We start from the raw sequence: 16,485 nt of genomic DNA, 5'->3' as shown, positions 1-16,485 counted from the left end.
TTATCTACAGGTGTTTCGCCCCTGGGCGTCATTACTTTTTAATGGTTTAAAAAATATTAACTTACTTACGGACATGGCCCCATTAAAGTGATAAGTAGCTGGCCATTTTTATCGTAAAAGTGCCATTTGCATTTCTCTTGAGTAGTCATGCTTGGCCTTGGGAAGTTAATGTTACCATCAGGATAGCTGCCTCCAGCATCGCTGCCGGTTGGCTCACTTGGAATCGCATTGCTGGCATAGTAATTTTTCTGAAGCTGAATAATTGCACAAGCGCTCAGTTCCATCATCCAAGAACTATTCTGTAAAACATCTTGAAGGTTTAAGTCTGGTTTTACTCTTGATAAACTCTTCTCTATTTCGACTACGATCATATCCAAATTATCATCCCAAGACAGCTTGAACGCCGCTCTGGGAGGATAATAAGATTCGCCTTCTGGTACGATTTGCTGACCAGGTTCAAAAATATATTTACTAACTAGTTTAGCTTTATTTAGATATTCCCAGCCTATAGATATGCCAACACCATCTTTTTTTGCGTCGAATCCAAATTGGTTAAACCGTATGTCTTGGAAATCTTTTTTATATAATGAAGCAGCTATTTGCCTTAACCGCGTGTTAACGGCATTACGTAGACTATTTTTGTATTTAGGGTCCAATGCCATTTTAAGAACGGTTGCAGCGCTGTCTGATGCGCATTCATCGGGGGCAGTAGTAGTGGAAGCGTTGCTATAGCTACCTGTTGAGAAGGTTGAAACGGAATGTGGTGCCGTGTATGTCAGTTGCAAGTTTTCTTCTTCAGCTAGTGCTATAGCCTGCAATGTCTGTTCTTGCATTTCTAACATGTCAAAAAAATCTTGCGCTATTCCGGCTTCTGGATGCGTTAAACTTGTAAGGTTTGAATTCAGAATCATATCTGAACTTGAGCCACCTTGATTGCTATGAGATACGTGAAATGGATAAGTTATCCTATTCTTCACATCAAAAATAACAAATTTTTGCGGTGAACTGTAACACGCGTGTTCATCAATACTTGTCAGTTCATTGTTGCCTGTCGGTTCACAGCGAAGGACAGGTGCTCCCCGGGAGCGAGCAATACTCTCAGCTTGCTGCGATGTGCAATTGTTACAGGCATAACCTTTTACGCCTGTTGATGCTGATGCAGTGCCGGCATAAGCCGAGACAAGCAAGCAAAGTGCCGAGGCTAATTTTTTTATCATTTTGTACCTCATTTGTTGTTTTTGTGATGATAAAGAACACATGTATAAATGTAAAATATGTTTATCGTTAAAGTTACCCACTGGCTGGTTTCGCACTCATCGCATGCGGAATTAAACAATATTTTTGGTTAATAAATTACCATTTGGATTCAGACATAAATGATTCGCAGCATATTTTCATGTATGATGCTGGTGCCTTTCTAATCTACGTTGATTAGCAATGGCTTAAAACGTGTACCACGCTGTGTACAAACAACCCTTAGTAAGGGATGTCAACTGCCACGCAAGGCGCACGAAATAACGATTTACGTGTTTAATCAAGTGACCCTTGGTGTGGGCCACCACTGTAAAAGGAAATATCATGCCAGTTATTACTCTGCCTGATGGCAGCCAGCGCGCCTTTGATTCTGCTGTTTCTGTGATGGATGTCGCCAAAGACATCGGCCCCGGTTTAGCCAAAGCTACTATTGCCGGTAAGGTAAATGGTCAGTTAGTGGATGCCTGTGACCCTATTACCACGGATGCAACCGTAAGCATTATTACCAGTAAAGATCAGGACGGTCTGGAAATTATCCGCCACTCCTGCGCGCATTTATTAGGCCACGCCATTAAACAAATGTGGCCGAATGTGAAAATGGCCATTGGCCCGGTAATTGAAAACGGCTTTTACTATGACGTTGATATTGATCAGCCAATCAGCAGCGACGATTTAGCTGAGCTCGAAGCGCTGATGCTCAAACTGGCTAAAACCGAATACGATGTGATTAAGCATAAGGTCAGCTGGCAAGAAGCGTTTGATACCTTCAAAGCACGTGGTGAAAGCTACAAGATGGAAATTCTGGAGCACAACGTCAGCAAAGACGATAAGCCGGGTTTGTATCACCACCAAGAATACATTGATATGTGTCGTGGCCCGCATGTGCCCAATATGCGGTTTTGCCAGCACTTTAAAATCATGAAAGTGGCCGGCGCTTACTGGCGTGGCGACTCGAAAAACAAAATGTTGCAACGGGTGTACGGCACGGCCTGGGCTGATAAAAAGCAACTGGCGGGCTATTTAACTCAGCTGGAAGAAGCAGAAAAGCGTGACCATCGTAAAATAGGTAAAGCGCTGGGTTTATTTCACTGGCAGGAAGAAGCACCGGGTATGGTGTTCTGGCACAACGACGGCTGGACTATTTTCCGTGAGCTGGAAAGCTATGTGCGGGAAAAGCTGGGCGAATATGATTATGATGAAGTAAAAGGTCCGTTAATGATGGACCGGGTGCTATGGGAAAAATCTGGCCACTGGGACAAATATGCCGAAAACATGTTTACCACTCAGTCTGAGCATCGCGAGTATGCGATTAAGCCAATGAATTGCCCGGGTCATGTCCAGATTTTTAATCAGGGCCTGAAATCGTATCGTGATTTACCGCTCAGAATGGCCGAGTTTGGCTGTTGTCACCGCAACGAGCCATCGGGCGGCTTACATGGTTTAATGCGGGTGCGCGGTTTTACTCAGGACGATGCCCATATTTTCTGTACTGAAGATCAGGTGCAGGCCGAAGTAACCAAATGTATTCAGATGGTATTCGATGTTTATAGCACTTTTGGCTTTAAAGACGTTAAAGTAAAATTGTCAACCCGGCCTGCACAGCGCATTGGATCTGATGAAAGTTGGGATAAAGCCGAGCAGGGCCTGATTGAAGCGCTGAAAAGCAATAATATCGACTATGACTTGCAGCCAGGCGAAGGCGCGTTTTATGGTCCGAAAATTGAATTTACCCTGCACGATTGTCTGAACCGGGCGTGGCAATGTGGCACAATACAGTTAGATTTTGCCTTACCTGGCCGTTTAGGCGCCACTTTTATTTCTGAAGGTGGTGAAAAGCAAGTGCCGGTGATGATCCACCGGGCGATACTTGGCTCGCTCGAACGTTTTATCGGTATTTTGATTGAAGAATATGCCGGCCTGTTTCCAGCCTGGTTAGCTCCCACTCAGGTGGTGGTAATGAATATTACCGATAATCAGGCCGAATATGTGCAGAATTTAGTAAAAACTTTCAAATCTAACGGTATTAGAGTCATTAGTGACTTGAGAAATGAGAAGATAGGCTTTAAAATCCGCGAGCACACGCTTAAGCGTATTCCTTATCTTGTTGTCGTTGGCGATAAAGAAATGGAAGCGGGCGATATCGCCTTAAGAACGCGTAAAGGTGAAGACCTTGGAAAAATGTCGGTGGCGGCGTTTGTAGAGAAGCTGACCACAGAAATTAAAACCCGGGTATAAGCGATTAAGCGTATAAGAATAATTTTTCGGAGGAACATACTATTAAAGTAGGAAAGAAAACATTACCTGCAAACCGTCCTAACAGGATCAACGAAGAAATTAACCTGCCAGAAGTACGGTTAATTGGTGTCGAAGGTGAGCAACTGGGTGTAGTAAGTATTGCTGAAGCTATTAAACTGGCTGAAGACAGTGGCAATGATTTAGTCGAGATTAGCCCGACAGCCGAACCACCAGTTTGTAAGTTGATGGACTACGGTAAGTTCCTGTTCGAAAAGAGTAAAGCTCTGAAAGAGCAGAAGAAGAAGCAAAAACAGATCCAGATTAAGGAAATAAAATTCCGGCCTGGAACTGACGAAGGCGATTACCAGGTAAAACTACGCAACCTGCGTCGCTTCATTGAAGAGGGTGACAAAGCTAAAGTAACGCTACGTTATCGTGGGCGTGAAATGGCGCATCAGGAAATCGGTATTGAGATGCTTTCTCGGATTAAAGAGGACTTATCTGATATCGCTATCTGCGAATCTTTCCCTTCACGGGTGGAAGGTCGGCAGATGATCATGATGCTGGCCCCAAATAAGAAGTAATAAGTGCCTTCAAGTTTAGGAAACTGCGGCTTGCCGCAGTTTTTTAACGCCTTATTATTCGTTGTAACTTAACAATGCGAGTTTAAATACTATGCCAAAGATGAAAACCAATAAAGGTGCCGCGAAGCGTTTCAAAAAAACCGCTTCTGGTAGCTTTAAACGTAAGCAATCACACCTTCGCCACATCCTGACGAAGAAGACTTCTAAGCGTAAGCGTCAGTTAGGTCCAAAAACCTTAGTCGCTAAAGTAGACATTGCCGGCTTAGTCCGTTGCATGCCGTACGCATAATTAACAGGAGTCAGAAATGCCAAGAGTAAAACGTGGTGTGACGGCGCGCGCGCGTCATAAGAAGGTGTTAAACCAGGCTAAAGGTTACTACGGTGCCCGCAGTCGTGTTTATCGTGTTGCGTTCCAGGCCGTTATTAAAGCCGGTCAATATGCTTATCGTGACCGTCGTCAGCGTAAGCGTCAGTTCCGTCAACTGTGGATCGCGCGTATTAACGCAGCGTCACGGATGAATGGTTTATCTTACAGCCGTTTCATTGCAGGTCTGAAAAAAGCCTCTGTGGAAATCGACCGTAAGATCCTGGCTGACATCGCTGTATATGACAAAGCCGCTTTCACCGCTTTAGTATCTAAAGCCAAAGAAGCCCTGGTCTGATATAAGCTGATAGCATCGGCAGCCACTTAGCCGTGGCTTAAATACCCTCACTACCCATGGTATGAGGGTATTTTTTTGGGCTGCAACTGAAAAAAAGGGCCTTTACGTAAATAAAGGCCCTTTTCGTATACTAATACTTATCTGCTAGTTCAGTGCTGGTTTTAGCTCAATTAGCAGACTATTGTCTTTAAACAGCTGTAGTTTATTGCCATTAACTTCAGCCCGATCTGCAGCTTGCAATGACGAGGTAAACTGCTGTTCAAACTGGCTGCTATCGCTACAGAACTTTTGAGTGCTGGCCAGGCCGGCGACATTCAGGCGGTTAGATTGTTGCTTATAACTACCATTAAAACTGTTGCACCCTGCAAAACCATATAAGCGATCTTGTGAATCAAAAAGCATTCGTACATTCAATTGTTGCGGCACATAACGGCCAGCAAGCTTTTCGGCCCGCCAGACAATGCCCTGAATTTGTCCCGGTGCATAGGGATCAGGACATACCGCGTTGGGCCAGAACTGTTCAAACTTTTCGATCAACAATTGCGTTTCACCTTCGGCATTGTCCTGTTTGCGACCAACCAGGGTGGCAATAACGGCATTGTTCTGCAACCGTTCGTCTCGCTGGTAATGGCGCATCATCGGCAAATGATGTTGGGTATTGGCAACCGGCAAACTTTCACCTGTCTGGCAGAGTGTAAAGGTCGCGTTATTATCATTCAGAAAATACAAGCCCAGCATCGGTTGCCGGGTATCGAGTTTACTAAAATCCGCTATACGTTTTAATTGATAATTGAGTGCTGAGCTTATTGGTTTGCCGGCCAAATCCAACATCGCCAGCTGGTTATTATTAGAGAAATAAAACGCTGGCAGCGTATGCTGCTGATTAACCAGATGCAGGTTGCGTTTTTCCAGTAACCATATTCCTTTAATAATATTGATTTCACCACGTTCCAGATATTCCTGGCGAACTTCAAAACGACCATCGCGGTACAGGTTCAGATGGTACTGAATGCCTGGACAGTCAGCGCAGGGCAGGGTACCGCTAAAACTGACGTTATTGTCGATAAAAATTTGTTCAAAATTAGTGGCAATCGATTTGGTTGTTTCGCTATCTGGTACCACTTCTTCCTGTGGTTGCTCTGGTGCAGCTGGTGCAGCAGGGGTTGCACTGACTTGCTCGGGGCTCACTTGTTCAGGAGCTGGCAGTTGGCTGCACCCTGCCAACACCATTGCCGCTAATAGTAAGGACTTTTTCATCTGCATACCCTGATAAAAATTTGTCATATTATAACGTAAAGCATACCAGTTTATAACGTCAATTTTAGCCCGCTTTACCGTTTAAATGCTGCAACATCAGCCTGGCCGTTGTCGCCGGGTGTTCCTGCATAAAGCAATGGCCACCCTCGGTGACGACACTTTGCACCGCTGGATTACGATTTTGCCACTTTTTGACCGCTTTACTGATAAAGGGATAGGTGCTGTTGCCGTAGATCACCAGAATTGAGGAGCAAGGTTGACTCAACTGTGGCCAGAGTTTATCGGGATAAGAGCTGAAAATTTCTGCTTCACGTTCCGGTGCGCACTTCAGCCTGAGGCCCTGATCTGATGCTGATATGGCATGCTCAATATAAGCTACCAGCGCCTCAGGTTGCCAGTTTTTAAACATACCGCGGTTGTTAAAATAACTATAGGCAGTATTTTTGTCAGGCCAATGCTGACGCCGGCGCAACGCAGCTTTGGCCATTGGATTTTTTCGATATAAACCAATGCCATCCAGCGAACGCATAACGGTAAGCATAGAAGGTGTAAACAGCACCGGATCAAGCAGTATTACCTGCTGAAAGGGGCTATCAGGGTTGCTGTGGATCAAGGCGGTAAGTATGCCGCCAAAGCTGTGGCCGACGCCAATAACAGGTTGATCAGGGAATAGATGACGATGCGCGTGCAATGCCTCAGCAGCAAGTTCAGCGCAAATATTCCAGCCTAAAAAGGGGCCGCCATGGTCGCTGTCACCATGGCCCTGAGCATCAGACAGAAAAAAATCAAAATGACATGCTAAATGTTGCAATAAAGGCAGGTAAGTACGACTACAAAAACCATTGCCATGCAACATATGCAGCAGTGGTTTGCCGCTGGGCTTACTATGATAGCCTCGTAAGGTAAATCCGTAACGTGTCGAATAGTGCCAGGGAATTAAATCCACACTTTATGCTCTGTAATAAAAAATGGCACCAAAGTGCCATTTTTTAGTGTCTCAGGCAATAGCTTTATCGGGTGCCAAACAATTTATCACCGGCATCGCCCAGGCCAGGCAAAATATATCCTTGTTCATTTAAACCCGTATCGATGGCTGCAGTGTAGAGCTCAATCTCGGGATGCGCTTCGCTCAGTGCTTTAATTCCTTCAGGCGCCGCCACCAGCACCAGCGCCTTGATGCGCTGGCAGCCTTGTTTTTTCAATAAATCGATAGTAGCAATCATTGAGCCGCCTGTTGCCAGCATAGGATCAACCACCAGCGCTAGTCGCTGATCCAGCTCTGCGGCGAGCTTTTGAAAATAGGGAACAGGCTGCAGGGTGCTTTCGTCGCGATAAATACCAACCACACTGATTCTGGCACTGGGTAGTAGATCCAGTACGCCATCAAGCATACCTAAGCCGGCTCTTAAAATTGGTACAATAGTGACTTTTTTGCCCTGAATTTGCTCAATCTGACAGATGCCATTCCAGGTGTCGATGGTGGTAGTTTCGGTGGCAAAGTCTCTGGTAGCTTCATAGGTTAGTAAACTGCCCAGTTCAGCTGCGAGTTGCCGGAATTGCTTGGTACTGATATCGGCGGCTCTGAGCAGCCCTATTTTATGCTGAACCAGAGGGTGTTTTACTTCATTGACCTGCATCTTATGTTCCCTGTGCTTGTGAAGTGATAGATAGCTTAACCGGGTTTACCCTGCACATAGTAACTAACTTGCGCCCTGGGGTTAAGGTATTCTCTGACCTTCTCTGGCAGGCTGGCAATGGTCAGCACCTTGCTGATGCTGAGATCATCGCTATTCAGACTGATAACCGGTGCTTCGAGCCGTGGCACGTCCGGCTGATAGATCATTACGTTTGGTTGCAGCAGGCTGTCACTATTAACTGACATCACCATAGCAAACCGCTGGTCGCTTAACATTACCACAGTACCTGGTGGATAAATTCCCATCATTTTAATCATAACCCGCATGGTTTTATCATCCAGCTTGCCCTTCATACTGCGGTACAGATATGCCAGTGCATGATGCGGGGAGCGGGCTTTGGCAGGGTCAAGCGGATGACATAAATTATCAAATTCATTTACCACAGTGACAATATGGGCAAGGTTATTAATTTGGCCTTTGCTCAGTGCTTTTGGATAACCACTGCCGTCCAGATATTCGTGATGCTGCTCGATGATTGGCCAGGCTTCAAGCGGAAAGGTTTCCGCCAGTCCAATCAGGTCTGTACCGTATTGAGTATGCAGTTTTAATAAATTTTGTTCGGGAGCCGTTAAAGGTGTTGTTTTGCGTAGGATTTGGCTGGGTATTTTAAGTTTGCCAATGTCGTGAAACAACGCACCGATGCCAATTGTTTTGATGTCTTGCGCTGAACAGCCCAGATTGCGGGCCAGCATCATGCTGACGATAGAAACATTCAGAACATGATAGTACAAGGTTTCCTGATCTTTATTACCCGATGAAATTAAATGCAAGATCAGACTTTCGGCATTAATGATGGTGTCAACTAACTGGCTGATTAAGTGAGAGGCTTCGGTAATGGCATTAAGCGGCCGGCTACTAACCTGTTTCATCAGTTCGCGAACCTGATTTAACGAATGATTAAAGGCTTTCTCTGTTTTTTGAATATCCCGCCGGTGTGCTTTAGCTTGCTCAATCCTGAGCATTTTTTCATTTAACATCATGGCCTGAGCTTCAGACATTTTGCTGTTAAATTCAATCTCTTCACTTTCAGATAATTCAGCAATATCTTCAGTTACTTGTTTACTTTTGTTGGGGTAAAAATATACATACTCCAACCCCAGGTTTTTAATAATGTGAAGCTGCTGCTGGTTTTCTACCAGCATGTTGCTGGATAAAAACGGGTGTTTCATCCAGCCGCTGGGGAGCTTAATGGCATAGCCTAATTTTACTTGTTCAGGTTTAATTTTCACTGCAGACAACTGCCACTCCGTTTTCAGAGAATTACTACTCAAACAGAGAGTTTAAGTAAGGTTAGGCACAGGCGCCAGCGTTAACTGAAAGATAAGGGACTTTTCAGCCCCTTTATTGTGTAGGATCAGTATGAATGCCTGAACCTGTTAGAAATTTACGGTATATCTGACAGTCCAGAGGGTACCAATCCAGTCATGCACTGAACTGGCATAGCCATTGGTCGGTGACGAGGCATAGGGCGGCTTTTCATCGGTCAGGTTTCGTACCGTCAGTAACAGACGCTGATCCGCCGTCAACTCATAGCCGACGCTGCCGCTGAATACCAGCCAGGCGTCAACAGTTTCGTTACCACCGAATTTAAAATCACCATCTCCCAGCTCGCTGATATAGTGTGCAGATAGGCTGGCGGTCCAGTTATTTAAACGCCAGTCTGTGCCAACGTCAGCAACAAAGTCGGGTCGGGCAATTTCATTGGCGCCGCTTAACTTACCCAGCAAATCTTCGCTGGCGCTATCAGGGGTGATTTGACGTTCATAGCTGAACGTTTTAGTGCCGGCAGCAAACAGTTTAAAGCTGCCAAAACTGTTCGTCTCAATACGATAGTCCAGTTTAACGTCTATCCCGTCTGTTTTCTGGCGACCTACGTTAAAGAAGCCGGTACGTAAAAACACTAAATCGTCGCCGCTATCCAAGACGCAACCAAACTCACCATTAAGCGCTGCAATGCTGCTGGTTACCGGGGCGGTACCGGCAACACAGGCTTTGAGGGTAGTGTTGGCATCAACATCGACGATATCGGTATGTTCATAGCGCCAGTAATCTGCAGTAACTTGTAGTTTGTCGGTCAGGTTCCAGGAGAAACCAATGTTTACCGCTTCAGAGTTTTCTGCATTTAAGTCACGGTTACCCAGGGTTTCCTGATCAAGCTCTAACTCGCCAGCTGTGGCACCAAAGTTACCGCACAGCGCATCGAATGGCTGGTCGGCTCCACAGTTTATGTAGGCCGAACTTAATGACTCGCCAGCACCAAGTTGTGACAGTGATGGTGCCCTAAAACCGGTACTCCACGAAGCACGAACAATTAAATCATCGGTTGCCCGATAGCGAAGGGACAGTTTGGGATTAATATCGCCACCAAAATCGCTGTAATGGTCGTAACGTAAAGCCGCTATCAGATCCAGCTCGGCAGTAAGTGGCAGGTTGAATTCGCCATAGGCCGCATATTGGGTGCGATCTGCTGCGGCGTCGCTGGCTCCGAGCGCAAATACACCACCACTTTGGGCAATGTCAGCTGGGCGGTCAAAAATGTCTTCACTTCTGAATTCGCCACCGAAAACGGCGCTGATATTTCCCGCAGGTAATGCTACAGCTAAGTCACCCGCGAGATTAAAATCGACTGAGTAAACCTCTGATTCGCCAACCCGGGGTGCCAGTTCACGTACCGCAGCGATAGCACTTGCACTATTATCGCGGCCTAAATTGAACGGGTTAAACGAACCGCTGGCAATAGCGGCATTAACCTTGTCAATACCCATGTAACCTTGAATATGCGTAATTTCGTTATCGGTTTTGCCATAAGTCGCTGCGCTCTCCCACGACCACATACCAAGGTCACCACGCAAGCCCGCTAAAACCCGGAAGCTAGTGGTATCGTAATCCTGCACACGGGTTTCAGGAAAACGGGAGCGGACCCGAATTTGATTTACCATGCCATCTGCAGCATCAACATCCCGCGCCCATTGTGGAACCAGATCTGAATTGCCCGCTACCCGTACATCAAACGCGGCAGCAGAGTCGTACGCTGCACCGGTATTATTCTGAAACATGGCTTCGACAAAAAATTCATGACCATTAGCCAGCTGATAATTATGATGCAATGTCGCGCCAAGGGTAGTGGTATCAGGCTGAATGGATCGCTCAATAACATAGTCATAGCGACAGCGACTACCACCGTTGCTGACATCATCACCACACCAGGGCTCTGCGTAATCGGTGCCGTCGATACTTACCCGGGTACTGGATTTTAAGGTGACTTCAATTGGCCGGTTGCTGTTAAACAGGGCATTGCGATCAAAATAATCGACAACCAATGTGGTGTTGCTGTGTTCAGTGTTGAAACCGCCAACATAGGTCAGGTTGGTACGGCCAAAGTTGCTGCTTTTAGTATCATCACCATAAGACACGGAAACTTCATGGCCTTCAACATCTTTACGCAGGATAAAGTTGATTACCCCGGCAATGGCATCGGAACCGTACACGGACGATGCGCCATCGGTCAGGACTTCAACCCGCTCTAAGGCGGACATAGGTATAGCATTAACGTTTACAAAGGAGTTAAAGCCATTGGTGAACGAGTCGACGGCAACCCGGCGGCCATTAACCAGAACCAGAGTAGAACTGCTGCCCAGGCCTCGCAAGCTTACACCTGAAGAACCGGCTGGAGAACCATCTGCACCGCCTACGCCACCATTTTCGGTAAAGGTGCCGGCACTGGAAGCTTGCGGTAAATCGCGCAAAAACGAACCGACACTGTCGTAGCCGCGTTTCGTCATGTCTTCGCGGCTAAACACCTGCAAGTGATTGGCGCCTTCCATATCTACGCCTTTTAAGCGGGAGCCGGTTATCTGAATTTTTTCAGTTTTCTGCTCTGTGGCAGTAGTCTGTTCTTCTGCTCCGAGCGCATGCTGGCCGGTAGAGGCCAGGATAACCGCAACAGTTAGGGTGGATAGCTTCATTTTTGCTTGACAATACATACACATTCCTCTGGATTACAAATGTTGCCTTTAATTGGCAATCTGATAGAAAAAGGGAAAAGTGCGTCAAGGCAAAGACGGATAGATATACCCCGGGCAGGAATTTAAACAGCAAAACGCTGAAAGTTTTTGAAATGCTATTTTTAATAATATCGCACGGGGAAGCCTCTGCCTGACGCAGAGGGAGAACTAATTATTGAACCATTCAGACAGGTAAAACACAGAGCAATAGTAGACGTGATTGCGGGCGCATTTTTGCATCTGACTACTCTCCGGTTGGTTAATATCACAGCAAAGTTCGCTCAGCGGCTGAATAATGTCAAGCTATTTTTTCAGGTAGAAAAATGCAGATTAAATCCCCTGCTACGACAGTTACTTATTTATTGTTGCTCATCAAGTCTGACCAGTATTGAAGTTGTTGCTTGACAAGTTTTAGATTCAAACGTACATTTCAAACACTTGTTTTAATTTGTGGGTTAACGATGGTTGCAAAACAAAATACCCAACAAAAAATCCTTGACGCTGCACAAAATCTGTTTGCTGAAACGGGTTTTAATGACACCTCGCTGCGTCAGATTACCAGTTTAGCGGAAGTGAATCTGGCGGCGGTAAATTATCATTTCGGTTCAAAAAAAGAACTTATTCAGGCAGTGCTGCAACGTTATTTACGGGTACTGATGGCACGTTTAGATCAGGAATTTAACCGGTTACTGGCAGTGCAGCAACCTAATAACCTGACGCAGGTACTTGCCGTATTTGTTAAACCTTTGCTAGAGCTTAACTCGGTACACCATAACGGTACCCGGATTTTTTTACAGTTACTGGGCCGCGGCTATACCGATGTGCAGGGCCATTTACGCTGGTTTATAAACCATAATTATGGCCGGGTGCTGGATAAATTTGTGTTGCTGGTACAGCAATCCTGCCCTCAGTTACCTGCAAGTGAACTGTTCTGGCGACTTCATTTTTCGCTGGGCACCGTGGTATTTACCATGGCGTCAAATGAGGCGCTGGCGGAAATAGCTGAAGCAGATTTTAGTGAAGAAGTTGATATAGAAGGCGTGATTCAGCGCCTGCTGCCCTATCTGGCTGCAGGTATTGCCGCGCCAGTGTTTACTCGTTCATACCCTCAGCAGCTGTCGCGCTCAGGTACTTAAAGGAAAGCGTTATGGAGATATTAATAATTTTGGTTCTGGCTGTGGTGGTGATACTTGGTGTCACTGATATCCGCCGTAGTCTGATCAGTAAACCGGTATTTGCGATATTCAAAAAAATCTTACCACCGCTGTCTGATACCGAGCGGGAGGCTATGGAGGCTGGCGATGTCTGGTGGGATGGCGAGCTGTTTAAAGGCAAGCCAGACTGGCACAAGCTGCACAGTATTCCAAAAGCGGAACTGTCAGAAGATGAGCAGGCATTTATGGATAATCAGGTCGAAACGTTGTTATCTATGCTGGATGACTACAAAATAGTGCAGGAAGATCGCGACCTGCCTAAAGCGGTCTGGGATTACATAAAAAGCGAAGGCTTTTTTGCGATGATCATCCCCAAAGCTTATGGTGGCCGCGAGTTTTCTGCTATTGCTAACTCTACGATTGTGTCGCGGATTGCCACCCGTAGTTTAACCGCAGCGGTTACCGTTATGGTACCAAATTCATTAGGGCCGGGTGAGTTACTGATGCATTACGGTACTCAGGCTCAGAAAGATTTCTGGCTACCGAGCCTGGCCAACGGCACCGACGTACCCTGTTTTGCTTTAACGGGCCCGGAAGCTGGTTCAGATGCCGGCGGCATTCCTGATACCGGAATTATTTGTAAAGGCGAATTTGAAGGCCAAGAGGTACTTGGGATCAAGCTCAACTGGGACAAGCGCTATATTACGCTGGCACCTGTCGCGACCGTGTTGGGTCTGGCGTTTAAATTATACGATCCGGAACAGTTACTGGGAGAGAAGGAAGAACTGGGGATCACCTGTGCGCTGATCCCAACCAGTCACAAAGGGGTTGAAATTGGTGACCGTCATTTCCCGATGAATATGGCGTTTATGAACGGCACGACTTATGGTAAAGACGTCTTTATTCCGCTTGACTGGATAATCGGCGGGCCTGATTACGCAGGTCGTGGCTGGCGCATGCTGGTGGAATGCCTGTCGGCGGGCCGGGGTATTTCATTGCCAGCATTGGCGACGGCAACGGGTCATTTAGCAACCCGGATGACCAGTGCTTATGGCTATGTCCGGCAGCAATTTGGCATGTCAATTGGTAAGTTCGAAGGGGTACAAGAGGGCATGGCGAGAATTGGTGCCTTTACCTATACGTTGGAAGCTATGCGGGTAATGACCGCTGGTGCGATAGATTTAAAACTTAGCCCGTCTGTCGTTACGGCGATTGCCAAATACCACATGACCGAGATGTCGCGTACCTTATTAAATGATGCGTTTGATATTCATGCAGGTAAAGCTATCCAGTGTGGCCCGATGAACTATCTGGCTCATGGTTATATGGGGATCCCAATTTCTATTACTGTAGAAGGGGCCAATATCCTGACTCGTAACCTGATGATTTTTGGTCAGGGCGCTACCCGGTGTCACCCTTATGTACTGGCAGAATTAGAAGCCGCGGCGAATCCCGATGCGGAAGAGGGCCTGAAACAGTTTGATAAATTATTGCTTAATCATGTTGGGTTTGCGATTGGTAATACGTTCTCAGCGTTATGGCAGGGCCTGACTGCTGGCGCGTTTAACGCCGCTCCGGTTTCTGGTGAGACGGCCCGTTATTACAAGCAACTAAGCCGGATGAGTCGCGCGTTGGCATTAAGCGCCGATGTGTCAATGCTGATGCTGGGTGGCGATTTAAAGCGTAAAGAGATGTTGTCTGCCAGGTTAGGTGATGTGTTAAGCCAGTTATATATTGCCTCAGCGGTGCTGAAATTTTATGAAGATAATGGTCGGCAGCAGGCAGACTTACCATTTGTTCATTACAGCGTGCAGCGTTCGCTGGCCGAAATTGGCAAAGCGTTTGACGGCTTTCTGGTTAACTTTCCAAATCGGTTCGTGGCAAGGGTTATTCGTACCCTGGTATTCCCATTTGGCATTGGTTACAAAATGCCGGATGATGAGATTGCCATCAATATTTGTACCGCACTGGCCAAGCCCGGAGTGATCCGCGATCGGTTAACGCACTTGTGCTTTATTGGTAACGATGAGAACGATGCTACCGGCCTGATGGAGTCAGCCTTTGTCGCCATGCATGACGCACAGCCGATCATGAAGAAAATCTACCAGGCGCAACGGGAAGGTAAACTTGCCCGTAAATTGCCTTTAGCCGAAACGATTAAGCAGGCACAAGTGCAAAAGGTGATCAGCGAGGGGGAAGCGGTGCAGTTAACCGAAATGAATAGGTTACGTTTTAAATCAATTTCGGTTGATAGCTTTAAACCTGGTGTGTTGTCAGCTCAGGCGCTGAACAAACAAAATGCGGCTTAATCGCTAAGCCGTTATTAATAAAAAAACCGGAGTATTTGCTCCGGTTTTTTATTATATGGTGTTTGCTGAAGTGATAATTTCAGCAATTAGTCTGCAGGTTGCTGGCCGCGGCTGATAATTTCCTGAGCCATTACGTCGGCGATGTCACTGGTAGGTTTGCCTTCTTCATCCGCGCGCTGAAAAATATTCAGCAGGGTATGGTAAATCTGGTTAACCTTGGCTGTAGACTCATCAGCATTGTAACCTTGTGGCCGCATTTCACAGGCGACGTTAATAATGCCGCCGGCATTAATAACGTAATCCGGAGCATACAAAATACCGCGCTGACGCAACATTTCGCCATGACGTGCCTGTTTTAGCTGGTTGTTAGCACAACCGGCAACCACTTTCGCCTTTAACAGATTAATGGTTTCATCGTTAAGCGTTGCACCTAATGCACAAGGTGCATAAATATCGGCGTCAACCTCATAAATGCCGTGTAAGCCAACCGCGGTAGCGCCAAATTGAGCGACAGCCCGTTCAACTGACGTCTGATTGATATCAGTAACTATAAGTTTGGCGCCTTCCTGATGCAAATACTCACAAAGGCCATATCCAACGCTACCAAGACCCTGTACGGCTACAGTTTTCCCGCTTAAATCGGCTGAGCCATATTTGTGCATGGCCGCAGCTTTTAAACCCTGATAGGTACCAAGCGCAGTAAAGGGGCCAGGATTGCCACTTTTGCCTTCCAGGCCAGCAACAAAAGGCGTTTCTTTATTTACCTGCATAATGTCGCCGGTGGTAATATTAACGTCTTCCGCACTATAATAACTGCCACCAAGCCGATGTAACATCCTGCCAAAAGCACGGAATAAGGCTTCGGTTTTGATGGTTTTCGCATCGCCAATTATCACCGATTTGCCACCGCCTAATGGCAGGCCGGCCATGGCGTTTTTATAAGTCATGCCGCGGGAAAGCCGAAGCACATCAACAATGGCTTCTTCGTCAGTGGCATAGTTCCATAAGCGACAGCCGCCAACGGCAGGCCCTAAGCGGGTGCTGTGCACGGCAATAATAGCCCGAAGCCCTGTTTCCTGGTCACTACAAAACACCACTTGCTCATGGTTGTCGAATTCAGGATGATTAAATACTGCCACGTCTGATTCTCCCTCGGGTTTAATCTGGCTGATAATGAGTGGCACTACGCCACTTTTTTGCGCCGCGGAATGTAACATTTCAACCTGAGTTTCGCTATATATCACCGAAAATAATAGGTGGTCTGACATGTGGATGGTCGACATTAATTGGCGACGCTTGATTGTGCAGACTGAGTACCTTAAAGTAAGG

At 46.6% G+C, this 16,485-nt stretch carries 13 protein-coding genes; 6 read left to right on the top strand and 7 right to left on the bottom strand.

Going from position 1 to position 16,485, the window contains the following annotated elements; all coding sequences use genetic code 11:
* Positions 1–65 precede the first annotated feature (65 nt).
* Positions 66–1,217 carry a hypothetical protein gene (locus B2Q61_RS14345; protein ID WP_290616948.1) on the bottom strand — a complete coding sequence of 384 codons (1,152 nt, stop codon included), beginning with the start codon at positions 1,215–1,217 and terminating at the stop codon, positions 66–68.
* Positions 1,218–1,578: 361 nt separating this feature from the next.
* On the opposite strand from B2Q61_RS14345, the gene thrS reads away from it, so the two are divergent.
* From thrS to rplT, 4 genes are all read left to right on the top strand, one after another.
* On the top strand, positions 1,579–3,489 hold the full coding sequence (gene thrS / locus B2Q61_RS14340; RefSeq protein WP_290616946.1) for a threonine--tRNA ligase: 1,911 nt from the start codon (positions 1,579–1,581) through the stop codon (positions 3,487–3,489).
* A gap of 41 nt (positions 3,490–3,530) precedes the next feature.
* A complete protein-coding gene (gene infC / locus B2Q61_RS14335) occupies positions 3,531–4,073 on the top strand; it encodes a translation initiation factor IF-3 (RefSeq protein ID WP_026349420.1) in 543 nt (180 codons plus the stop codon).
* Positions 4,074–4,164: 91 nt separating this feature from the next.
* Positions 4,165–4,362 (top strand): 50S ribosomal protein L35, encoded by a 198-nt coding sequence (gene rpmI, locus B2Q61_RS14330; protein WP_027672243.1) that lies wholly within the window; start codon positions 4,165–4,167, stop codon positions 4,360–4,362.
* A 16-nt stretch (positions 4,363–4,378) separates the two neighbouring features.
* The gene (gene rplT / locus B2Q61_RS14325; protein WP_019676566.1) at positions 4,379–4,735 is read left to right on the top strand and encodes a 50S ribosomal protein L20; all 357 of its coding nucleotides are present in this window, start codon (positions 4,379–4,381) and stop codon (positions 4,733–4,735) included.
* 144 nt (positions 4,736–4,879) lie between these two features.
* Here the strand turns inward: rplT and B2Q61_RS14320 are convergent, their stop codons facing one another.
* The 5 genes from B2Q61_RS14320 to B2Q61_RS14300 all read right to left on the bottom strand — a co-directional run bounded on the left by B2Q61_RS14320 (position 4,880) and on the right by B2Q61_RS14300 (position 11,672).
* Positions 4,880–5,992: an META domain-containing protein gene (locus B2Q61_RS14320; RefSeq protein ID WP_290616944.1), complete on the bottom strand. Its 1,113-nt coding sequence runs from the start codon at positions 5,990–5,992 to the stop codon at positions 4,880–4,882.
* Between the two features lie 64 nt (positions 5,993–6,056).
* A complete protein-coding gene (locus B2Q61_RS14315) occupies positions 6,057–6,938 on the bottom strand; it encodes an alpha/beta fold hydrolase (protein WP_290616942.1) in 882 nt (293 codons plus the stop codon).
* A 64-nt stretch (positions 6,939–7,002) separates the two neighbouring features.
* Entirely contained in the window at positions 7,003–7,629 is a 627-nt protein-coding gene (upp, locus tag B2Q61_RS14310; protein WP_290616940.1) for a uracil phosphoribosyltransferase, read from the bottom strand.
* Between the two features lie 35 nt (positions 7,630–7,664).
* Positions 7,665–8,918: an HD-GYP domain-containing protein gene (locus B2Q61_RS14305; protein ID WP_290618111.1), complete on the bottom strand. Its 1,254-nt coding sequence runs from the start codon at positions 8,916–8,918 to the stop codon at positions 7,665–7,667.
* Between the two features lie 147 nt (positions 8,919–9,065).
* Positions 9,066–11,672, bottom strand: coding sequence for a TonB-dependent receptor plug domain-containing protein (locus B2Q61_RS14300; RefSeq protein WP_290616938.1), 2,607 nt, complete (start codon positions 11,670–11,672; stop codon positions 9,066–9,068).
* 482 nt (positions 11,673–12,154) lie between these two features.
* On the opposite strand from B2Q61_RS14300, the gene B2Q61_RS14295 reads away from it, so the two are divergent.
* Positions 12,155–12,829, top strand: a complete 675-nt coding sequence (locus B2Q61_RS14295) for a TetR/AcrR family transcriptional regulator (RefSeq protein WP_290616936.1) — start codon at positions 12,155–12,157, stop codon at positions 12,827–12,829.
* An 11-nt stretch (positions 12,830–12,840) separates the two neighbouring features.
* Positions 12,841–15,156 carry an acyl-CoA dehydrogenase gene (locus tag B2Q61_RS14290; RefSeq protein ID WP_290616934.1) on the top strand — a complete coding sequence of 772 codons (2,316 nt, stop codon included), beginning with the start codon at positions 12,841–12,843 and terminating at the stop codon, positions 15,154–15,156.
* A gap of 86 nt (positions 15,157–15,242) precedes the next feature.
* On the opposite strand, the gene B2Q61_RS14285 is transcribed toward B2Q61_RS14290, so the two are convergent.
* Positions 15,243–16,373, bottom strand: a complete 1,131-nt coding sequence (locus tag B2Q61_RS14285; protein WP_290616932.1) for a Leu/Phe/Val dehydrogenase — start codon at positions 16,371–16,373, stop codon at positions 15,243–15,245.
* Positions 16,374–16,485 lie beyond the last annotated feature (112 nt).

Origin of the sequence: Arsukibacterium sp. UBA5043 (assembly GCA_002415085.1) — a bacterium.
Taxonomy (GTDB): Bacteria; Pseudomonadota; Gammaproteobacteria; order Enterobacterales; family Alteromonadaceae; genus Alishewanella.
This window is presented reverse-complemented; position numbering and strand designations above follow the sequence as displayed.